At 47.3% G+C, this 20465-nt stretch carries 20 protein-coding genes (1 of these 20 cut by a window edge); 16 read left to right on the plus strand and 4 right to left on the minus strand.

Features of this window, described 5'->3' with window-relative positions; all coding sequences use genetic code 11:
* Positions 1 to 44 precede the first annotated feature (44 nt).
* From ACXAC1_RS08445 to ACXAC1_RS08465, 5 genes are all read left to right on the plus strand, one after another.
* Complete coding sequence (locus tag ACXAC1_RS08445; RefSeq protein ID WP_475060803.1) at positions 45 to 482, plus strand: MgtC/SapB family protein; 438 nt, start codon at positions 45 to 47, stop codon at positions 480 to 482.
* Between the two features lie 190 nt (positions 483 to 672).
* Positions 673 to 1254 (plus strand): DNA endonuclease SmrA, encoded by a 582-nt coding sequence (smrA, locus tag ACXAC1_RS08450; protein WP_475060806.1) that lies wholly within the window; start codon positions 673 to 675, stop codon positions 1252 to 1254.
* Between the two features lie 128 nt (positions 1255 to 1382).
* Positions 1383 to 4304: an insulinase family protein gene (locus ACXAC1_RS08455; RefSeq protein ID WP_475060809.1), complete on the plus strand. Its 2922-nt coding sequence runs from the start codon at positions 1383 to 1385 to the stop codon at positions 4302 to 4304.
* A gap of 35 nt (positions 4305 to 4339) precedes the next feature.
* Positions 4340 to 5452 (plus strand): 1-acyl-sn-glycerol-3-phosphate acyltransferase, encoded by a 1113-nt coding sequence (locus ACXAC1_RS08460; RefSeq protein ID WP_475060811.1) that lies wholly within the window; start codon positions 4340 to 4342, stop codon positions 5450 to 5452.
* Positions 5453 to 5471: 19 nt separating this feature from the next.
* Complete coding sequence (locus ACXAC1_RS08465) at positions 5472 to 6206, plus strand: lysophospholipid acyltransferase family protein (RefSeq protein ID WP_475060814.1); 735 nt, start codon at positions 5472 to 5474, stop codon at positions 6204 to 6206.
* 72 nt (positions 6207 to 6278) lie between these two features.
* Here the strand turns inward: ACXAC1_RS08465 and fabB are convergent, their stop codons facing one another.
* Together fabB and fabA are read right to left on the minus strand one after the other, a co-directional pair.
* On the minus strand, positions 6279 to 7493 hold the full coding sequence (gene fabB / locus ACXAC1_RS08470) for a beta-ketoacyl-ACP synthase I (RefSeq protein ID WP_475060816.1): 1215 nt from the start codon (positions 7491 to 7493) through the stop codon (positions 6279 to 6281).
* 35 nt (positions 7494 to 7528) lie between these two features.
* Positions 7529 to 8044: a 3-hydroxyacyl-[acyl-carrier-protein] dehydratase FabA gene (gene fabA, locus ACXAC1_RS08475; protein ID WP_133565237.1), complete on the minus strand. Its 516-nt coding sequence runs from the start codon at positions 8042 to 8044 to the stop codon at positions 7529 to 7531.
* A gap of 283 nt (positions 8045 to 8327) precedes the next feature.
* On the opposite strand from fabA, the gene ACXAC1_RS08480 reads away from it, so the two are divergent.
* Positions 8328 to 9266: an alpha/beta fold hydrolase gene (locus ACXAC1_RS08480; protein WP_475060818.1), complete on the plus strand. Its 939-nt coding sequence runs from the start codon at positions 8328 to 8330 to the stop codon at positions 9264 to 9266.
* On the opposite strand, the gene ispB is transcribed toward ACXAC1_RS08480, so the two are convergent.
* A complete protein-coding gene (ispB, locus tag ACXAC1_RS08485) occupies positions 9250 to 10239 on the minus strand; it encodes an octaprenyl diphosphate synthase (RefSeq protein ID WP_475060820.1) in 990 nt (329 codons plus the stop codon). The genes ACXAC1_RS08480 and ispB overlap by 17 nt on opposite strands.
* A gap of 283 nt (positions 10240 to 10522) precedes the next feature.
* Here ispB and rplU point away from each other — a divergent pair, with 283 nt between their 5' ends.
* The 5 genes from rplU to ACXAC1_RS08510 all read left to right on the plus strand — a co-directional run bounded on the left by rplU (position 10523) and on the right by ACXAC1_RS08510 (position 13953).
* Positions 10523 to 10831 (plus strand): 50S ribosomal protein L21, encoded by a 309-nt coding sequence (rplU, locus tag ACXAC1_RS08490; protein WP_133565243.1) that lies wholly within the window; start codon positions 10523 to 10525, stop codon positions 10829 to 10831.
* 37 nt (positions 10832 to 10868) lie between these two features.
* Positions 10869 to 11129, plus strand: a complete 261-nt coding sequence (gene rpmA / locus ACXAC1_RS08495) for a 50S ribosomal protein L27 (protein WP_055462841.1) — start codon at positions 10869 to 10871, stop codon at positions 11127 to 11129.
* A 108-nt stretch (positions 11130 to 11237) separates the two neighbouring features.
* Positions 11238 to 12428, plus strand: a complete 1191-nt coding sequence (cgtA, locus tag ACXAC1_RS08500) for an Obg family GTPase CgtA (protein ID WP_475060822.1) — start codon at positions 11238 to 11240, stop codon at positions 12426 to 12428.
* 22 nt (positions 12429 to 12450) lie between these two features.
* The gene (proB, locus tag ACXAC1_RS08505) at positions 12451 to 13575 is read left to right on the plus strand and encodes a glutamate 5-kinase (protein WP_475060824.1); all 1125 of its coding nucleotides are present in this window, start codon (positions 12451 to 12453) and stop codon (positions 13573 to 13575) included.
* A 15-nt stretch (positions 13576 to 13590) separates the two neighbouring features.
* The gene (locus ACXAC1_RS08510) at positions 13591 to 13953 is read left to right on the plus strand and encodes a diacylglycerol kinase (RefSeq protein WP_133565249.1); all 363 of its coding nucleotides are present in this window, start codon (positions 13591 to 13593) and stop codon (positions 13951 to 13953) included.
* 62 nt (positions 13954 to 14015) lie between these two features.
* Here ACXAC1_RS08510 and rpsT read toward each other — a convergent pair whose 3' ends face one another.
* A complete protein-coding gene (rpsT, locus tag ACXAC1_RS08515) occupies positions 14016 to 14279 on the minus strand; it encodes a 30S ribosomal protein S20 (RefSeq protein WP_055462845.1) in 264 nt (87 codons plus the stop codon).
* 225 nt (positions 14280 to 14504) lie between these two features.
* Here rpsT and murJ point away from each other — a divergent pair, with 225 nt between their 5' ends.
* The 5 genes from murJ to ACXAC1_RS08540 form a co-directional block, all read left to right on the plus strand.
* A complete protein-coding gene (gene murJ, locus ACXAC1_RS08520) occupies positions 14505 to 16064 on the plus strand; it encodes a murein biosynthesis integral membrane protein MurJ (RefSeq protein ID WP_475060827.1) in 1560 nt (519 codons plus the stop codon).
* Between the two features lie 99 nt (positions 16065 to 16163).
* Positions 16164 to 17093: a bifunctional riboflavin kinase/FAD synthetase gene (gene ribF / locus ACXAC1_RS08525; protein ID WP_475060829.1), complete on the plus strand. Its 930-nt coding sequence runs from the start codon at positions 16164 to 16166 to the stop codon at positions 17091 to 17093.
* A gap of 31 nt (positions 17094 to 17124) precedes the next feature.
* Positions 17125 to 19947, plus strand: coding sequence for an isoleucine--tRNA ligase (gene ileS, locus ACXAC1_RS08530; RefSeq protein ID WP_475060832.1), 2823 nt, complete (start codon positions 17125 to 17127; stop codon positions 19945 to 19947).
* Between the two features lie 14 nt (positions 19948 to 19961).
* Positions 19962 to 20459 carry a signal peptidase II gene (gene lspA, locus ACXAC1_RS08535; protein ID WP_475060835.1) on the plus strand — a complete coding sequence of 166 codons (498 nt, stop codon included), beginning with the start codon at positions 19962 to 19964 and terminating at the stop codon, positions 20457 to 20459.
* Positions 20449 to 20465, plus strand: partial view of an FKBP-type peptidyl-prolyl cis-trans isomerase gene (locus ACXAC1_RS08540; RefSeq protein ID WP_475060836.1) — the 5' end (the start) only. It continues 409 nt past the right edge of the window; the window shows 17 of its 426 coding nt (coding positions 1–17); its start codon is at positions 20449 to 20451; the stop codon falls past the right edge of the window. The genes lspA and ACXAC1_RS08540 overlap by 11 nt, the downstream gene beginning before the upstream one ends.

Raw genomic sequence — 20465 nt, forward strand, 5'->3', positions numbered from 1 at the left:
AAAGTCTCTAGCTTAAATAGGATGTTATTTGAAGGATGAAATTTATGCTGGATTTGGACTTTACTTTAATAGTGCACCATCTAACTCAACTGGGCTTGGCTTTTTTACTGTCTTTGCCTATCGCATTTAATCGTGAACATCATGATCGTGGTGCTGGGTTGAGAACGTTTCCCTTGGTCACCATCGCGTCTTGCTCGTTTATGTTGGTCGGGATGAGTGTCTATGAAGGTTCCGATGCGGAGGCCCGTGTCATGTACGCCGTTATTACCGGGATGGGATTTATTGGTGGCGGTGCCATTTTTAAAAGTGGTGATTCTGTTTCTGGTACAGCGACTGCCGCTGGGATCTGGAATACGGGGGCGATCGGTGTGTCGGTGGCCTACAGTCGTTATGAAATTGCCATACTGCTTTCTTTGATGGGCTTTTTAATCTTTCAGTTTTCTGGTTCGTTGAAGAAAAGCACTGAAAAAATGGCAAAGTAGTGGCATTAGTCGTTGAAAGACTATGCTGATATAATGCGCAGTCTTTTAAATCGCCTTGTTGGTTGCTGTAGGCATTCACTGTTTTGCGTCAATAAGGGGCTTTACCCGTTGCTGACAGGGCTCCTAAGGGAGCCTTTGCTGTATTGAGTTGTCTTAAAAAAGGTAGAGGCAATGAGTGTTGAGGTGACGTATGCAAGAGGATGATGATTTCTCTTTGTTCGCGGAAGAGGTTCAAGGAATTCGGCCACTAAAAAAGACGGAAGTCTACCTTGGTAAAAAGCAAGGTGGTGTGGATTTTACAGAGCGTCAGAAAGCCGCTTTGATCGCCAAAGTGGAAGACCGCAATCATTTGTCGAAAGACTACGTTGAACGAGTTGATCCACATGACATGCTCGAATACAAGAAAGACGGTGTTCAAGACGGTGTGTTTAAGCGCTTGCGCCAAGGTAAATACCCAATTGACTCCCGGCTAGATTTGCACAGAAGAACCGTCGAGCAAGCCCGTCGTGAAGTGTTTCAGTTTGTGGAAGATTGCATGCGCCATGACATAAGGGTTGGGGTCATTGTTCATGGTAAAGGGGATCGAACCCCTGATCCGCAGGATCAAGCAACCATTAAGAGTTTTATCAACAAGTGGCTGCGTGACTTAGATGACGTCATGGCCTTTCATTCCGCGCAGCGTCATCACGGCGGGCTGGGCGCGGTTTATGTGCTATTCAAAAAGAGTGAGAAGGCTCGATTGGAAAACTGGGAGCGTCATCAAAAGCGTTAGGCATAACGCTTTATATCAGTGCCGATGAAATCACAATCTTGATATAATTTACACGCTTTATTGCTTGAGATTAGGGCTAATTCGCCCAACTATTCTAGTAATACAAAAGATTTTAACAGGGGTAATTTATGACCACGAAAAATGCACGTCACCCAGCATTTACCGCGATTCGCAGTGAATTTATTGAAGCGCTGGACGTCACAGTACAGGAATACGAGCATAAGGTAACGGGCGCGAAGCATTTTCACATTGCCTCTGACAACGATGAAAACGTATTTTTAGTTGGCCTAAAAACCGTGCCGACAGATTCTACCGGTGTGGCGCATATTCTTGAGCACACGGTTCTTTGTGGCTCTGAGCGTTTCCCAGTGCGCGATCCATTCTTTATGATGATTCGTCGCTCGTTGAACACCTTTATGAACGCTTTTACGTCATCAGATTGGACAGCGTATCCATTTGCCAGCAAGAACAAAAAAGACTTCCGTAACCTTTTAGATGTTTACTTAGATGCGGTGTTCTTCTCACGTCTGGACCCATTGGATTTCTCTCAAGAAGGGCATCGCCTAGAATTTGCAGAACCAACCGATGCTGAGTCTGAGTTGACCTTTAAAGGCGTTGTGTTCAATGAAATGAAAGGCGCGATGAGCTCGCCAACCTCGGTTCTATGGCAAGCACTGACCAAATACCTTTGCCCAAGCAACACGTACCACTTTAACTCAGGTGGTGAACCAACGGATATTCCTGATCTATCTTACGATGACCTGATGGCGTTCTACCGTAAGCATTACCACCCATCGAATGCAGTCTTTATGACGTTCGGTGATATCCCAGCAGAAGAGCTGCAAGCCGAATTCGAAAGCAAGGTCTTAAGCCGCTTTGAGCGTTTAGATGATCAAGTAAGTGTGCCAAACGCTAAGCGTTACTTCTCGCCAGTTCGTGTTGAAGAAGGCTATGCGATTGATGAAGCGAAGGAAGATGGCAGTCACGTTGTAGTTGGCTGGTTATTGGGTGAAAGCATCGATCTTGCTCAGCAATTTGAAGCGCAGCTACTTTCGAGTGTGCTGCTAGATAACTCGGCTTCACCACTGCGTCGTGTGCTGGAAAACTCTGACTTAGGTGCCTCGCCATCGCCAATGTGTGGCCTTGAAGACAGCAATAAAGAAATGAGCTTCATGTGTGGCCTTGAAGGTGTGAAACGTGAAAATGCGCCACATGTGGAAGCTTTGATTTTACAAACGCTGGAAGACATCGCTGAGAATGGCGTAGATCAAGAGATGGTAGAAGCGATGCTGCACCAACTTGAGTTGAGTCAGCGTGAAATCGGGGGCGACAGCTACCCATATGGCTTACAGCTGATTTTGACGGCACTGTCTACCGCGGTACACCAAGGTGATGTGATCGCTCAGCTTGACCTTGATCCAGTGATCGAAAGCATGCGTGAAAAGGTCCTACACAAAGACTACATCCCAACCTTAGTGCGTGACCTATTACTGTCAAATGCACATCGTGTGACATTAACCCTGAGCCCAGACGAAGCCTTGGAAACACGTCGTAACCAAGCGGAAAAAGATCGTTTGAGCAAAATCAAAGCAGGTCTAAGCGAAGAACAGAAACAGCATATCATCGAGCGCAGCCAAGCGTTGAAAGCGCGCCAAGAGCAAGTAGACGATATGAGCATCTTACCGAAAGTCGGCCTTGAAGATGTGCCTGCGCGTTTGCCTGAATATGAGAACGAAAAAGTCTCTGAGAGTTTACCGATTACCTTCTATCCGCAGGGAACAAACGGCCTAGTTTATCAGCAGCTTGTGACGGAACTCCCAGCATTGACCGAAGCAGAAACACAGCTTCTTCCGGTATACAGCTACCTTGTGACGGAATTGGGTATTGGCGAACAAGATTATCTAGCGATTCAATCTCGCCAAGCTCAAGTATGTGGTGGTCTCGGTGCGTCATCATCGATTCGTCCTGAATTGATCGACAAACAGCGTGTGAACGGTTACTTCGTATTGAGTTCAAAAGCTTTGGTACCTAATGCCGCGGCGATGACAGAGCTGATGGCGCAAACCTTTAATGACGTGCGCTTTGATGAAACAGGTCGTATCAAAGAACTGATTGCTCAGCGTCGTGCCCGTCGTGAACGTTCGATCACCGGTCAAGGTCACTCGTTAGCGATGAGTGCTGCATCCAGTGGTATGTCTGGCTTATCGGCCCAGCAAGAAGCGTGGGGCGGTATGAGCGGTATTCGAGATGTGATTGCCTTAGATGATGCACTTAAAGCAGACCCTCAGGCGATGACAGACCTGTGCACAGCCTTACAATCTATCCACAGCAAACTTGCTGGCGCGGCTAAGCAAGTACTCTTGGTGGCTGAGCCGCATCATAAAGACGCGCTGTTAGATGCCATCACACCTATGTGGGCTGGTGTTGCGAACCATGAGCAGTTGTCGCATTTCTCATTGCCTGCGATAGATAAGACGATCAAGCAAGCTTGGGTGACAGCAACGCAAGTAAGCTTCTGTTCCAAAGCCTTTAAAGCGGTATCTGGCGAGCATCCGGACGTACCTGTATTAACCGTGTTAGGCGGCTTCTTACGCAATGGCTTCCTTCACCGTGCCATTCGCGAGCAGGGTGGCGCTTACGGCGGTGGTGCAACGTTTGATGCCAGCTGTGGAGCATTCCGCTTTTACTCTTACCGTGACCCACGCTTACTGGAAACGCTAGCGGATTTCGATGCGTCGATTGACTGGCTGCTAGCCAATGAGCACTCCCATGATGCCCTAGAAGAAGCGGTATTGGGTGTGATTGGCTCGATGGATAAACCTGGATCTCCTGCAGGTGAAGCGCAAAGTGATTTCTTCCAGCAGTTGCATCATCGTACACGTGATTACCGTGAGGCCTTCCGTGCAGGTGTTTTAGCGGTAACAGTGGACGACTTAAAACGCGTCGCAAAACTCTACTTAACAAAAGAGAATGAAAATACGGCTGTTGTAACTGCCACTTCTAACGCAGCCATGTTAGAAGAGGCTGGTTTCGAGGTTTGTACTTTATAATCATAACGATAATTTAAATCTGAATGGATAATTCAATGGATCAGTTTCATGATATACGCCCTTACAACGACGATGAGGTCGCCGGGGTGTTACAAAATTTAGTAAATACGCCCGATTTTATCGACACGATTGTCGGCTTTAAATTTACTAAATGGCCACAGTGGACGCGCGGGTTTTTAGCGATGGTCGTTAAGCACGTTTTGCAAAAGGAAGTGCGTAAAATTAATGATGTGCACGCATTTCAGATGCAAGTGGCCGACTACATGGAGCGTATGATCAAAACCACTACAAGCAATGTGGAATATCGCGGTATTGAAAAGCTTGCTAAGAATGAAGGCTACCTTTTCTTATCTAATCACCGTGATATCGCCATGGATCCTGCCTTTGTGAACTACGGCTTATATCTTAATGGCTTGGATACGGTTCGCATTGCGATAGGGGACAACTTGTTACGCCGTCCATTCGTTTCGGATCTGATGCGCCTGAATAAGAGCTTTATTGTGAAGCGTTCAGTGAATGGAGTACGTGAAATGATGGCGGCTTTTGGTCAGCTATCGGATTACATCACCCACTCTCTGACCCAAGAGCATTGTAATATCTGGATCGCTCAGAAAGAGGGGCGTGCGAAAGACGGTCTTGATCAAACTGATCCTGCGATTATTAAGATGTTTTTCATGAGTCAGAAAAAGCAGAAAGTGGCATTTCCTGAAGCCATGCAAAATCTCAAAATCGTACCTGTTTCGATTTCTTATGAATACGACCCTTGTGCCTTTGATAAAGCGCGTGAGCTGCATGAGAAATCTACAACAGGCTCATACCAGAAAGCTGAATTTGAAGACATAGACAGTATTCGTAAGGGGATTGTTGGTCGTAAGGGGAAAGTGATCGTTACGTTTGGTGATGTGATTGATCATAACTGTGCAACGCCTGATGAGATGGTGACGGAAGTGGATCGTCAAATCATCGGCTCTTATGCAATACAGTCCACAAATGAAGCGGCATTGAAAATGTTAAATGGAGAGCCTACGGGTGACTCGGTATTTGATGAGTACATGATGACTTGTCCAGAAGAGTTTAGGGAAACTGTGCTGCGTATGTATGCTAATCCCCTAATTCAACAACAAGAACGTAGTCTTTCATCTCACTAAATATGGAGTTTTGCGTTTCATGAAGTCTAGGAATTCGCTGAGGGCTCTGCTTGGCTCAATATTGTTTGCAATATGCTATGGGTTGTTAACTGGCTTCACTGGCTTGTTGGCACCAGTGCTTGCTTGGGTGCTACCACCTAGCTGGCGTCAACCCGTGCTAAATGTTCATAATCATATCTTGCTGTTTCTGTTTCGCGTTGTGGTTGGCGTGAAAATCGAGGTGATTGGCCGAGAAAATTTACCGGAGAAAAATCAGCCAGTAGTGTTAGCGGCCAACCATCAAAGTGAATGGGAGACGTACTTACTACAGGTTTTGAAAACGCCTATTTCGACGGTGCTTAAACAAGAGTTGCTGTCGATACCTTTCTTTGGTTGGGGGTTGAAAATGGTGCAGCCTATTGCGATCGACCGGTCTAAGCGAGCTGGGGCTTTGAAGCAAATCCTAAAACAAGGTAAAGAGCGTATTCAGGCTGGCCGTTCAGTGCTGATTTTCCCAGAAGGAACGCGCACCATACCAGGTAAAGAGCGTGACTTTAACAAAGGGGCGGCGATGCTTGCAGCTTCTGCTAAGACGCCTATTTTACCAGTCGTGCATAATGCGGGGCATGTTTGGCCAGGGCGTACGTGGCGTCGTTATCCGGGAACGATCACGGTAGTGATTGGCTCTTTGATTGATGTGGAAGGTAAAGATACCAACCAGATTCATGAAGAAATGGAGACGTGGATGCGCGATACCATGCGCAAACACCCATAATATCCCTGTGGGCGACTATTGTAGACGAAAAAAACCGCACATTGTGCGGTTTTTTTGGCTTATTAAAAGCAATTAGCCTTCGTACTTTTTGAATACCAAACTTGCGTTAGTGCCACCAAAGCCGAAACTGTTAGACATGATCAGTTTCAGGTCTGCATTGTCTTCACGAGAGGTGACAACAGGAATGTTACCTGCTTCTGGGTCAAGATCATCCACGTTTGCAGAAGCGCAGATGAAATCGTTTTCCATCATCAGTAGGCTGTAAATCGCTTCATGGACACCGGCTGCACCTAGTGAGTGACCAGAAAGGGACTTAGTCGAGCTCACTTTAGGGATGTCGTCTCCGAACGTTTCGCGTACAGCTTGAAGCTCTTTCATATCGCCTGCAGGTGTACTAGTACCGTGGGTATTGATGTAGTCAATTTTGCCATCAATAGTGCTCATTGCCATCTGCATACAACGAACAGCACCTTCACCAGAAGGAGCTACCATGTCGTAACCGTCAGATGTTGCACCGTAACCAACGACTTCAGCGTAGATTTTCGCACCACGAGCTTTAGCGTGTTCTAGTTCTTCAAGGACTAGAATGCCGCCACCGCCAGCGATAACGAAGCCATCACGATTGGCATCGTAAGCACGAGACGCTTTTTCAGGAGTCTCGTTGTATTTAGATGACAGCGCACCCATCGCATCGAACATGCAGGTTTGAGTCCAGCTTTCTTCTTCGCCGCCACCTGCGAACACAACGTCTTGCTTTCCTAGCTGGATAAGCTCCATTGCATTACCGATACAGTGTGCACTAGTAGAACATGCAGAAGTGATCGAGTAGTTCACGCCTTTGATTTTGAATGGTGTCGCAAGACACGCAGATACAGTACTACCCATAGTCTGAGTAACACGGTATGGGCCAACACGCTTAACGCCTTTCGCGCGTAGTGTGTCAGCAGACTCGACAAGGTTTTTCGCCGAAGCGCCGCCAGAACCAGCGATCAGGCCAGTACGGATGTTAGATACCTGGTCTTCGCTTAAGCCTGCATCCGCGATCGCTTGCTCCATTGATACATAAGCGTAAGTCGCGGCATCGCCCATGAAACGACGAACTTTACGGTCGATACCTGAATCATCTAGGTCAATACGACCACATACGTGGCTACGAAAACCTTGTTCTTTGTAGTCTTCTGCAAAACGGATGCCTGAACGGCCTTCACGTAGTGACTCAAGAACTGTCTGTTTGTCATTGCCAAGGCAGCTAACAATGCCTAGGCCAGTTACAACTACACGACGCATAACTAATGTTGCCTCTTATACTCTTTATAATCTGTTTAGAAGTTATCAGTTGATGTGAACAAGCCTACACGAAGATCTTTCGCTGTGTAGATTTCACGTCCATCAACAGAAACACTTCCGTCCGCAATACCCATCACAAGCTTGCGTTCGATTACACGCTTCAGGTTAATTCGGAACGTTACTTTTTTAGCCGTTGGCAGGATCTGTCCGGTGAATTTCACTTCGCCAGAGCCCAGTGCGCGACCACGACCTTTGTTGCCCTTCCAACCAAGGAAGAAGCCGACTAATTGCCACATTGCATCAAGGCCTAAGCAGCCAGGCATGACTGGGTCGCCAGGGAAGTGGCACTCAAAGAACCAAAGATCTGGATTAATATCCAATTCAGCAATGATTTCGCCTTTACCGAATTCACCACCTTCTGTAGAGATACGAGTGATTCGATCAAGCATGAGCATGTTACCAACAGGAAGCTGAGCGTTTCCTGCACCAAACATTTCGCCGTAGCCGCACTTTAAAAGTTCGTCTTTTTCAAACGATGAAGCTGTAGTCATTATAGTCCTATATCCAACACCCCAAGTTTACGATCATGGTGTAATTGAGTGTGTGGTCCAGTTAGCAGTATGAAAATCCATAGGATTATATCGGTTCGGGTCGGTAATATGAATGTTTGTGCGGAAAAAAACCAATTAGGAGTCGGTAAAAGTACGTTTTTTTTGTGTATTTACGTGACACATAAGCAAAATTTACACACGCCAGTGATAGCGATTATTATTATTCAGGGCGCATCCGCCCCTCGAATGGATGACCATTAGAGTATTTGTGATGGGATTTAGAGTGAATCAACTATCGTATACACAACAAGTTTATTCCGTCCATGACGGTCAACTTTCGGTACAAACGACAGGGCTTGATGGAGCTGAGCAGGTATTGCATTTTCTACATGGTAATGGGTTTGCAGTACGCACTTACAGTGCTGTGCTTGAGTCACTAGCCGAACAAAGTGGAATGATTTTGCAGGACGCGGCGGGACATGGGTTATCTCCTGCTGGGGCAAGTTTTGTTGGTTGGGAAACTTCTTCAAAGCGATTTCAGCATGTTTTGGAAGAGCTTGTTCAGCCTCAATGGCGCTCGTTGGTGGGGGTGGGGCATAGTTTTGGTGGCTGCATGACGCTACTGATGAGTATTCGAAACCCTCAACTCTTCGAGCAAACGGTTTTGTTAGATCCAGCACTGTATCCTGAAGAAATGATTGAGCAATTAATGCATGCCAATGAACAGGAAAAGCGGCAACAATCAATGCTGGTTAGACAAACAGAGCGACGTCGAACCACTTGGCCTTCTATGCAGGACGCCTGTGAGCAATTAAGAGGACGTGGTACGTTTGTTGGCTGGGAAGAGCGTTGTTTAGAAGACTATGTGAACTTTTCTACCTATGAAACTCAGACAGGGGAGCGCCATCTATGTTGCCCGCCTTGGTTAGAGGCCGCTGTATTTGGTAGTGCGCCCGAAATGCTATGGCGCGACATTCCGAAGTTAAAAACGCCAACTTATATTGTTTGGGGAACTCAGACCCTTGATGTATTCCAGCAGTCTTATCAACGTATTCGGCAAGAGGGTTCAGATATTCGCTTCGTAGAAGTGCAAGGTGGACATTGCTTTATGATGCAATATCCAACGCAAAGCGCACGCTTAGTGCGTGCGCTGATCGATCAAAATGTCGATGAGATTCGAGCGCTGCAGCACTCGGGATTTGTTATTAATTTCGACGATTGACGGCGGCTTGCGCTAGAGTTACAAGCGCGGACTTGTACTCACTCTCTGGTAGGTTGGCGATCGCTTGGATGGCCAGCTCAGATTGCTCGACGGCTGTGTCTTCTGTGTACTGGATCGCGCCACATGCTCGTACATCTGCCAAAATCGCATCTAGGTTTTCCAAACCACCGCTTTCGATAGCCTCGCGCACACGTTGCGCTGCCTCTTCAGTGCCATGTTTCATAGTATAGATAAGCGGTAGGGTTGGCTTGCCTTCTGCAAGGTCATCTCCCACGCTTTTACCCATCTCTTCAGCAGTAGATACGTAATCCATCACATCATCGATTAACTGAAAGGCTGTACCGACATACATACCATATTGGCGCAGGGCTTCTTGGTGTTCATGGCTGGCTTCAGCGATCACTGCGCCGCAAAGTGCCGCACCTTCAAACAGTTTCGCGGTTTTGTATTGGATGACTTTGATGTAGCTCTCTTCAGTTGTGTCTGGGTCGCCACAGTTAATTAGCTGCTGTACTTCGCCTTCGGAAATAATGTTGGTAGTACCGGACAGAATTTCCATGCATTTGAAACTGCCAACATCTACCATGATTTGGAATGCGCGAGTGTATAGGAAGTCACCCACTAGCACGCTTGGTGCATTGCCCCATTCTTCATTGGCTGTTTTTTTGCCGCGGCGCATATCGGATTCATCCACCACATCATCGTGAAGCAGCGTAGCGGTATGAATAAACTCGATGATAGAGGCCATTTTCACCGCGTTGCTAAGCGTCGATTCGGTTAGGCCGCTAGCTGGCTGAGCGGCGCGAGCCGCCAATAGAACCATCAAAGGGCGCAAACGTTTGCCGCCGTTGCTGATGATGTAGTAACCAATCTGTTCGATTAGAGGAATTTCGCTCTTAAGTTGCGAAAGGATGTAATCATTTACCTGACCGAACTCGCCGGCCACCACGTCATGAAAATTAGTAGGTTGCATGGAACTTCCGAAGCTAAAATATAGTCAAGCTGAGCAGCAAGAGGCGTCCATGCTAGGTAAGCTCCTACACGGGGTCAACCCAAAACCGTAAAAATACTGATCACAGTGTGAATTAGGTTGTGTTTGCTGGTTCTCTTTTGTACAATTCGGCGTCCGATTTGCCCACATTTTTGCTCCCTATCATATGGTGAAGTGTAACTCCTTGAAGGGATTACATTTATGAGCCACTAGAAGTAGGTCAAATACAATCCAGTAGCCGGGCAAATTCATTTGGAGATAGAAAATGTTTGCAGTGATCAAAACAGGCGGTAAGCAATACCGTGTACAAGAAGGTCAAACGCTTAAAGTAGAAAAACTAGCAATCGAAGCTGGTTCTGCTGTTGAGTTCGACGAAGTTCTTCTTGTAAGCAACGGCGACGACGTTAAAGTTGGCGCGCCAGTTGTTGAAGGCGCTAAAGTAACAGCTGAAGTGGTTGCTCACGGCCGTGGTGACAAGGTTAAGATCTTGAAATTCCGTCGTCGTAAGCACTCTATGAAACGCGCGGGTCACCGTCAGTGGTTCACAGAAGTTAAAATTACTGGTATCAAGTAATTTAAGCGTTTAAAGATTCAATATTTAGGAGTAAATCATGGCTCACAAAAAAGCTGGTGGTAGTACTAAAAACGGTCGCGACAGTCAGTCGAAACGCTTAGGTGTTAAACGCTTTGGCGGCCAAGTTGTTGTACCAGGTAACATTCTAGTTCGTCAACGTGGTACTGAATTCCACGCTGGTGAAGGCGTACGTGTTGGTAAAGACCACACTCTATTCGCAGTTGCTGAAGGTCAAGTGAAATTCGAAGTTAAAGGTAAGTTCAAGCGTCGTACAGTTTCTGTCGTAGCTGCTGCTTAATCGCTTCGCGAATCACAAAAAAGAGCTCCGCAATGCGGGGCTTTTTTTTTGGAAAAATTCTATAATCAGAGCCACTGAGTTCTGATAACGCACCTAAGAGGTGATTTTGTGAAATTTGTTGATGAAGCCACGATTTACGTTCGCGCAGGTAAAGGTGGTAACGGCGCTTTAAGCTTCTGGCGTGAAAAGTTTGTTGCGAAAGGCGGTCCGGACGGTGGTGATGGTGGTGACGGTGGTAGTGTGTATTTGGTGGCAGATGAGTCGCTCAATACCTTGATCGACTTCCGTTTTACCAAGAAGTACATCGCAGAGAACGGTCAAGGCGGCATGGGTCGTGATATGACTGGTTCTAAAGGCGCAGATCTAGAAGTTAAAGTGCCTGTGGGTACGACAGTGATCGATGAAGACACTGGCGAAACACTAGGTGACTTGGTTTCTATCGGTCAGCGCTTGAAAGTGGCACAAGGTGGTCACAAAGGTTTAGGTAATACGCGCTTTAAGTCGAGTACTAACCGTGCCCCGCGTCAGACGACAAAAGGTACTGTGGGTGAAGAGCGTAACCTTAAGCTTGAAATGAAAGTGTTGGCAGATGTTGGTTTGCTAGGCTTGCCAAACGCGGGTAAATCGACGTTTATTCGTTCAGTATCGTCTGCTAAACCAAAAGTGGCGGATTACCCGTTCACGACCTTGGTGCCAAACCTTGGTGTCGTAAAAGTTAAGAAGCACCAAAGCTTCGTCATTGCCGATATTCCGGGGATTATCGAAGGGGCAGCAGAAGGCGCGGGTCTAGGTATCCGTTTCTTGAAGCACTTGGTGCGTAACCGTATCTTGTTGCACATTGTTGATATGGCGCCTTGGGACGAAATCACTCCAGATCAAGCGGCTGTTATCGCGGTGAATGAACTGCATGAGTTCTCACCAACTTTGGCGGAGAAGCGTGACCGTTGGTTGGTGCTTAACAAGCTGGATATGGTGCCTGAAGATGAGCGCGAAGAGCGTTGCCAAGCGGTGATCGATGCGTTGGGCTGGGAAGGTAAGACGTACCGTATTTCAGCAATCTCTGGCGAAGGTACAGAGGTGCTATGTCTTGACCTAATGACTGCGCTAGAAGAAATGCGTGAGAACTTAGCGAACGACGAAAATGCGCAAGCGGAAGAAAAAGCGATCCGTGATTTGATTGACGAAGAAGGTCGTGAGCGTATTCGTCTATTACGTGCTAACCGCCGTAATGCTGCGCAAGAAGATGACGATGACTTCGATGATGACGATTACGATGTGGACGTAGAGTACGTTCGTTAATTTATAGTGAGATAAGCAGTAAATGGACATGAGAGAGAAGATTGCATCCGCTCAGCGAGTGGTTGTGAAAATAGGCAGTGCTTTATTGACGAACGATGGCCAAGGTCTTGATGTCGGCAATATTGGCCTATGGGTGGCCCAAATTGCACAGCTCCGTGCACAGGGTAAAGAGGTGGTATTGGTATCTTCGGGTTCTATTGCTGCTGGTATGAAACGCCTAGGCTTCTCCTCACGACCGACCCAGGTAAACGAATTGCAAGCAGCAGCGGCCGTTGGCCAAATGGAGCTTGTAGGCGTTTACGAATCTCACTTTGAAGTACATGGGTTGTGTACCGCTCAAATCCTATTAACCCATGAGGATTTGTCTAATCGTCGCCGTTACCTAAACGCTCGATCTTCATTGCGTACGCTACTAAACCTTGGTGTTGTACCCATTGTTAACGAAAATGATACGGTTGTAACCGACGAAATTCGCTTTGGTGATAACGATACCTTAGGGGCGTTGGTGGCAAACCTCGTTGAAGCCGATGCGTTGATTATTTTAACCGACCAACAGGGTTTGTTTGATAAAAACCCTCGTGATCATAAAGATGCAACATTAATCTCGCATGCTTCAGCTAGCGATGAAAGTTTGGATGCTATGGCTAGTGGTGGTGCAGGGGTTCTTGGGACTGGTGGCATGTTAACGAAGGTACGTGCAGCGCGACTTGCCGCACGATCCGGTGCCCATACGGTGATTGCATCAGGTCGAGAAGGCAGTGTTATCTTGCGCGTGGCCAATGGCGAAGATCTTGGTACATGGCTGCAGCCTGAGCATGACCGTTTATCGGCTCGCAAACAGTGGTTGGCCGGTCACCTTAAGAGCCGTGGCACCTTGATCCTGGATGATGGTGCTGTGCGTGCCCTGCGTCAGTCAGGTACAAGCCTGTTGCCGGTTGGTGTCAAAGATGCTGAGGGTTCGTTTTCTCGAGGTGATATGGTGATGTGTATTGACCAACAAGGTCATATTGTCGCCCGCGGCCTGATTAACTATAGCATTGCAGAGACGCTGAAACTGCTGGGTAAGCCATCGACGGAGCGAGCTGCTGTCCTAGGCTACGAAGGCGAACCCGAATTGATTCATCGCGACGATTTAGTGGTTAACTAGAGAGAGCGAAAGTGTATGGCAAAGCCAGGAAAAGTTGGGTTGGAGCGCGTCATGAATGCGTCCCGTTATTCTTATCAAGGGTTACGGGCTCAGTGGCGCTATGAGGCGGCTTTTCGCCAAGAGGTGTGGCTGTTTTTGGTGGCAGTGCCGTTGGCGCTTTGGTTAGGTGATACAGCCTTGGAAAAGGCGTTGATGATTTTTTCTGTTGGGCTGGTGTTGGTGGTGGAAACTATTAATTCCAGTATAGAGGCAGTTGTCGACCGGATCAGTGACGAAAAGCATGAGTTATCTGGGCGAGCAAAAGATTTGGGTTCTGCGGCGGTGATGTTGAGCTTAGGTTTGGCGGGCGTCGTATGGCTATTTCTACTGTTTAACTGAGTGCTGGCACTCAGTTAATAACAGGCATAAAAAAACCGGCAAAAGCCGGTTTTTTTATGGGATTAGGCCAACGCTTTGATTTTAGCGTTCAAGCGGCTCTTATGACGAGCTGCTTTGTTTTTGTGGTATAGGCCTTTGTCAGCTGCTTTGTCTAGTTTAGACACTGCAACAGAGTATGCTGCTTGAGCTTCTTCTTGGTTTCCTGCTTCAATAGCTGCATCTACTTTTTTCAAGTATGTGCGCACCATAGAGCGCAGGCTACCATTGTGAGCGCGACGCTTGATCGCCTGGCGCGCACGTTTTTTTGAACCGGCGGAGTTTGCCACAGTCTGGCTCCTTCAATCTTTCAATAATTAAAACGACACAACGGGCTGTTGTATCGCTTGTGAATGTCAAGTTTAAACTTGAAAATCTCGCGGCGGATTTTACCAGCTTTTGGCGTTGCTACAACCCCAAACACACATTATTACTCGTGAAAAGTACATTTTTTGGCTGTTTGACCACCAGCTAAATGCTATTCTTGGCCAAATTTATCGTTAGAACATGATCTTATGTCAGACTCCCAATCGATTAAATCTCGATCACTTTTACGCTCTGGTTTGTTGGTTTCTATTTGTACGTTTGCTTCACGCATTTTAGGGTTGGCTCGTGATGCTGCGTTGGCGTATGTCTTAGGAGCAAGCGCGGGTGCAGATGCCTTCTTTGTTGCATTCAAAATCCCTAACTTCTTTCGCCGCCTGTTTGCTGAAGGTGCGTTTGCGCAGGCGTTTGTCCCGGTGCTGAGTGATTATCGTGTGAACGAAGGGCATGATGCGGTGCGTGAGCTGGTATCGGCTGTGACGGGCTCATTAACCTTAGTTCTGCTGGCGGTCACCGCTGTATTTATGGCCGCTTCTCCTTGGGTTGTTTATGTGTTTGCGCCAGGTTTTGCAGATAATCCGGAACAGCTGGCTCTGGCATCAAATCTGTTGACAATTACCTTCCCTTATTTGTTGTTCATCTCTCTCACAGCGCTTGCTGGAGGCATTCTGAATGCCCACGGGGAATATGGTGTGCCAGCCATAACACCTATCTTTTTGAATATTTCTTTATTGGTTGCAACCCTTGGTTTTGCGACCAGTGCGACTCAAGCAGAGTTAAGTGTTGCATGGGGCGTGTTTGCGGCGGGGCTAGTACAGTTATTATTTCAAGTGCCATTTTTAGCAAGGCTGAAATTGTTGCCTCGCCCAAAGGTGGGCTTTTCTCATCCTGGTGTGAAACGCATTCTATTGCTGATGGGACCTGCGCTATTTGGTGTATCGGTTGGGCAGATTAACCTGTTATTGGATACGGTGCTGGCTTCATTGCTGGAAACAGGCAGTATTACTTGGCTTTATTTGTCGGATCGTTTGTATGAATTGCCATTAGGGATTTTTGCGATCGCCATTAGCACGGTTATTTTGCCGTCACTTTCTCGAAGTTATGCTAGTGAATCAGGCTCGCGCTTCGCCAATACATTGGATTGGGGGCTGCGTTTACTGTTGTTGATCGCAGTGCCATCAGCGTTAGCTTTGTGTGTTTTGGCGAAACCGATTATAGCCACGGTCTTCTATCGTGGTGAACTGACTGTTCATGATGTGGACATGGCGGCTATGAGTTTGCAGGCATATTCTGTTGGTCTGGTGTTTATGATGCTGATTAAAGTGTTAGCGCCCGGTTATTACTCTCGCCAAGATACCAAAACGCCGGTGAAGATTGGCTTGATCGCCATGGTTGCGAATATGGTCTTTAATCTCATTTTGGTATGGCCACTGGGGCATGTCGGTTTGGCGTTGGCGACGAGCCTCTCGGCAGGCTTAAATGCCTTATTATTGTGGATCGGTTTACATCGGGATGGTAGTCACCAGTTTTCTAAACAATGGTGGTTGCTGTTGCGAGTATTGCTACTCGGGTCTGGCTTGCTGTTGGGGTGGTTATTCTTCTATCAAAGCTTGAATATCGCTTGGACAGATATATCAAGCTGGCAGAGGGTGCAGCATATGCTGTTGGTAGTGTGTGTCGGCGTCTTAGTATATGGGCTTGGGTTAGTGTTGGCGGGTCTAAGAATACGGCATTTGCGTGCTCAAGATTAAAGTGTGATGAGCTTGCTCCCTACCTTTGAGGGAGTGAGTACTATATAATCGCGGTTATTTTTTCAGCGGCGTGATGATGGGCTGCCGGTACGGAGTGGTATGGAACTGGTCAGGGGTATTCATAATATCCAAGCAAGGCACAAATTTGGTGTGCTGACGATTGGCAATTTTGATGGGGTGCACATGGGGCACCAAGCTATTTTGGCAAGAGTGAAAGCTTTAGCTGAGCAATATCAATCGCCAGCGGGTATTATGATCTTTGAACCTCAGCCGCGTGAATTCTTTGCGCCGCACGATGCTCCAGGTCGCTTATCTCGTCTGCGTGACAAGGTGGCGTTGTTGTCTAAATATGGTGTCGACTATGTTCTATGTATGCCATTTAATACACGTCTTAGAAATTTGGATGCGAACGCCTTTTGTCAACAGGTGTTACATAACGGCTTAGCCGTGAAGCATTTGGTTGTTGGTGATGACTTCCGTTTTGGTTGTGACCGTCAGGGTAATTTTGATTACCTTGAAAATTTTGGCGCTCAGCATGGCTTTGATGTGGAAAATACTTCTTCTATTTTAAATGGGGAAGGATCGCGCATTAGTAGTTCGCTGGTGAGACAGTGCTTAAAGCAAGGTGATATGGTGTCTGCAGAAGGGATGATGGGACATCCGATTACGTTGGGCGGTAGAGTAGTAAGCGGGCAACAGTTGGCTCGTCGTTTAGGTTTTCCAACGGCTAATATATTTTTAAAAGGCGTCGTGCCGGCCCTGTCTGGAGTGTATGCCGTAACAGTGCCTGTTGATGGTCAAGAGTACTCTGGTGTCGCTAACATCGGAGTTCGCCCAACAGTCGATGGCAAGACGCCAGTACTAGAAGTGCACTTATTTAATTACAGTGGTGATTTGTACACCCGTTATTTAGAGGTGACATTTCGTCATTTTATTCGACCAGAGCGCAAAATGAGCGGCTTGGAAGAATTAGAGAAACAAATTCAATGTGATAAAGAAGAGGCGCTACGCTTCTTTTCCAATCAGTGACCGATGATCTTTGAGGATAAATCGAATAACCATGAGTGATTATAAATCAACGCTGAATTTGCCAGAAACCGCTTTCCCTATGCGCGGTGACTTGGCAAAACGTGAACCAGCGATGCTAAAACGCTGGCAAGATATGGACTTGTACAACAAAGTACGAGCAGTAAGCAAAGGCCGTAAATCTTTCATTCTTCATGATGGCCCTCCATATGCCAACGGCAGTATTCACATTGGTCACGCGGTTAACAAAATCCTCAAAGACATTATTGTTAAATCTAAAACCGTTAGTGGATACGATGCGCCGTACATTCCTGGTTGGGACTGTCACGGTCTACCGATCGAGCACAAAGTTGAGCAAATGATCGGTAAAGCAGGCGATAAAGTGTCGTTCAAAGATTTTCGCGCAAAATGTCGTGAGTACGCTTACACGCAAATCGAAGAGCAGAAGAAAGACTTTATCCGTCTAGGTGTAATGGGCGACTGGGAAAACCCATACCTAACGATGAATTTCGTGACAGAAGCTAACATTGTACGCTCACTGGGTAAAATCGCTGAAAACGGTCACCTCGTAAAAGGCTTCAAGCCAGTTTACTGGAGTGTTGTCGGTGGTTCTGCGCTGGCAGAAGCGGAAGTGGAATACCAAGACAAAACGTCTTTGTCTCTGGATGTGCGTTACGCACCGCAAGACGAAGCAGTATTCCTTGAGAAATTCTCTGACGTTGAAGGTGAAGGTAAAGTATCCGTTGTTATCTGGACAACGACACCTTGGACGCTGCCAGCGAGCCAAGCGGTATCGATTCACCCAGAATTCAACTATGCCTTAGTTGAAGTGGACATGGGCGCGGGTAAAGAGCGTCTAGTGTTCGCTGAAGACATGGTTGAAGGCATCATGCAGCGTTACGGTCATGAAGAGTACCGTATCGTAGGTCGCGCAGTGGGCGCAGACCTTGGAGGTTTGGTGCTTAACCACCCATTTATGGAACGTGAGATCCCAGTTCTACTTGGCGAACACGTCACGGCTGATGCTGGTACGGGCTGTGTACACACGGCACCTGATCACGGTGTGGACGACTTCAATGTTGGTCGTGCGAACGGTATCGGCACGATCAACCTAGTACAAGATAACGGTGTATACTCGGACGCGGCGGGTGAGTTCGCAGGTATGCATGTTTACAAAGTTGATGATGCGGTACTAGAAGCCCTAGGTCGTAACAATGCTCTAGTGTTCCAATCTAAGATTTTCCACAGCTACCCACACTGCTGGCGTACCAAAACACCTTTGATCTTCCGTGCAACACCGCAATGGTTTATCAGCATGGACGAAAAAGGTCTGCTTGATGACGCTAAAGAAGCGGTGAAAGGCGTGAAGTGGACACCTGCATGGGGTCAAAACCGCATGGAAGGTATGTTGAACAACAGCCCTGACTGGTGTGTTTCGCGTCAACGTACGTGGGGTGTGCCAATTGCCTTGTTCATCAATAAAGAAACGCAAGAGCTTCACCCAGAAACGCCACGTCTAATCGAAGAGGTTGCGCTGCGTATCGAAAAAGAAGGTATGGATGCGTGGTTCGAGTTAGATGCAGCAGAACTACTAGGCGACGATGCTGAGAAATACAGCAAAGTCACGGACACGCTAGATGTATGGTTCGACTCAGGTGTGACACACTACTCAGTCATCGATCAGCGCGACGAGCTAAGCTTCCCTGCGGATCTTTACCTTGAAGGTTCGGATCAGCACCGTGGTTGGTTCCAATCATCGCTGAAAACATCGATTGCAATCCGCGGTGTGCCGCCTTACAAAGGTGTACTAACACACGGTTTCACGGTAGATGGCGATGGCCGTAAGATGTCCAAGTCATTGGGTAACGTCGTATCACCACAAAAAGTGATGGAAACGCTTGGCGCCGACATTATTCGTCTTTGGGTGGCGGCGACTGACTACACGGGCGAGATGACGGTTTCTGATGAAATCCTAAAACGTGTGGCAGACGGCTACCGTCGTATTCGTAACACGGCTCGTTTCATGTTGGCGAACCTTAGTGGTTTCAACCCTGCAACGGATCTAGTGGCGCCTGAAAACATGATCGCACTAGATCGTTGGATCGTTGACCGCGCAGCACAGCTGCAGAAAGAAATCGACGAAGCGTACAACGAATACCAGTTCCACTCTGTGGTACAGAAAATCCAGAACTTCTGTTCGTTAGATCTAGGTGGTTTCTACCTAGACGTGATCAAAGATCGTCAATACACGACGCAAGAAGACAGCCTAGCGCGTCGTTCTGCGCAAACTGCGTTGTACCATATTGCGGAAGCCTTCACGCGTTGGATCTCACCTATCTTGAGCTTCACTGCGGACGAAATCTGGCAATCACTACCAGGTGAACGTGGTGAGTCTGTGTTCCTAGATACTTGGTACGAAGGGCTATTCGAACTAAGTGGTGATGAAGCGCTAGGTCGTGAATTCTGGAAACAGGTTCTAGAAACTAAGATGGCAACTAACAAAGTGCTTGAAGCGGCTCGTAAAGAAGGCAAGATTAAAGCCAGCTTAAGTGCCGAAATCACGCTTTACGCAAATGAAGCTCTAGTAGAGACTCTATCAAAGCTTGATGATGAGCTGCGTTTTGTATTGATTTCTTCTGAAGCGAAAGTTGCTGCATTGGTTGATGCTCCGGCTGACGCAGTGGAAACTGAGCTGGAAGGTTTGAAAGTAGCTGTGGCTGTGACCGAAAACGAGAAATGTACTCGTTGTTGGCACCACCGTCCTGAAGTGGGCAAGCGCGAAGCACATCCTGAACTGTGTGACCGTTGTATTTCGAACTTGCCGGAAGGTGAGGGCGAAGAACGTCACTTCGCTTAATGCTTATGACAGCGATGCTAAAACGAGTCCAGCGCTGGTGGGCGCTGGCAATCGCTGTTTACGCTCTAGATTGGATCACCAAGCAGAGCGTAGAAGCGAATTTACACTATGGGCAGGAGATTCCTCTTCTGCCTTTCTTTGATTTAACGTTGCGATATAACACAGGTGCGGCTTTTAGCTTTTTGGCTGAAGCGGGCGGGTGGCAACGTTGGTTCTTTTCTTTGATTGCTATTGTGGTAGTAGTGGGGATTAGTTGGCGTTTATCGAAGATAGGCCACACTCACAAATTCGAAGCATTATCGTTAACACTGATTATGGCTGGTGCGATTGGTAACCTCCATGATCGTTTGGCGTATGGGCATGTGATCGACTTTATACAAGTTCACTGGCAATCCACTTGGTATTTTCCTGCGTTTAACATTGCCGACAGTGCCATTACCATTGGTGTCGTGTTAATGCTAGTAGAGGGGGTGTTTCAAAAGAGCCCCAAGGGTAAACAGAATGACGATTAACGAACA

It is taken from the genome of Marinomonas sp. AWM4_232, from assembly GCF_056158325.1.

Bases quoted from the DNA above. Each gene is read 5' to 3' on its own strand.
- fabA (WP_133565237.1), bottom strand. From the start codon at position 8,044: ATGACTACAGCTTCATCGTTTGAAAAAGACGAACTTTTAAAGTGCGGC.
- fabB (WP_475060816.1), bottom strand. From the start codon at position 7,493: ATGCGTCGTGTAGTTGTAACTGGCCTAGGCATTGTTAGCTGCCTTGGC.
- smrA (WP_475060806.1), top strand. From the start codon at position 673: ATGCAAGAGGATGATGATTTCTCTTTGTTCGCGGAAGAGGTTCAAGGA.
- proB (WP_475060824.1), top strand. From the start codon at position 12,451: ATGGACATGAGAGAGAAGATTGCATCCGCTCAGCGAGTGGTTGTGAAA.
- ACXAC1_RS08460 (WP_475060811.1), top strand. From the start codon at position 4,340: ATGGATCAGTTTCATGATATACGCCCTTACAACGACGATGAGGTCGCC.
- ileS (WP_475060832.1), top strand. From the start codon at position 17,125: ATGAGTGATTATAAATCAACGCTGAATTTGCCAGAAACCGCTTTCCCT.
- lspA (WP_475060835.1), top strand. From the start codon at position 19,962: ATGCTAAAACGAGTCCAGCGCTGGTGGGCGCTGGCAATCGCTGTTTAC.
- ACXAC1_RS08510 (WP_133565249.1), top strand. From the start codon at position 13,591: ATGGCAAAGCCAGGAAAAGTTGGGTTGGAGCGCGTCATGAATGCGTCC.
- ispB (WP_475060820.1), bottom strand. From the start codon at position 10,239: ATGCAACCTACTAATTTTCATGACGTGGTGGCCGGCGAGTTCGGTCAG.
- ACXAC1_RS08445 (WP_475060803.1), top strand. From the start codon at position 45: ATGCTGGATTTGGACTTTACTTTAATAGTGCACCATCTAACTCAACTG.
- ribF (WP_475060829.1), top strand. From the start codon at position 16,164: ATGGAACTGGTCAGGGGTATTCATAATATCCAAGCAAGGCACAAATTT.
- murJ (WP_475060827.1), top strand. From the start codon at position 14,505: ATGTCAGACTCCCAATCGATTAAATCTCGATCACTTTTACGCTCTGGT.
- ACXAC1_RS08455 (WP_475060809.1), top strand. From the start codon at position 1,383: ATGACCACGAAAAATGCACGTCACCCAGCATTTACCGCGATTCGCAGT.
- rpmA (WP_055462841.1), top strand. From the start codon at position 10,869: ATGGCTCACAAAAAAGCTGGTGGTAGTACTAAAAACGGTCGCGACAGT.
- rplU (WP_133565243.1), top strand. From the start codon at position 10,523: ATGTTTGCAGTGATCAAAACAGGCGGTAAGCAATACCGTGTACAAGAA.
- ACXAC1_RS08465 (WP_475060814.1), top strand. From the start codon at position 5,472: ATGAAGTCTAGGAATTCGCTGAGGGCTCTGCTTGGCTCAATATTGTTT.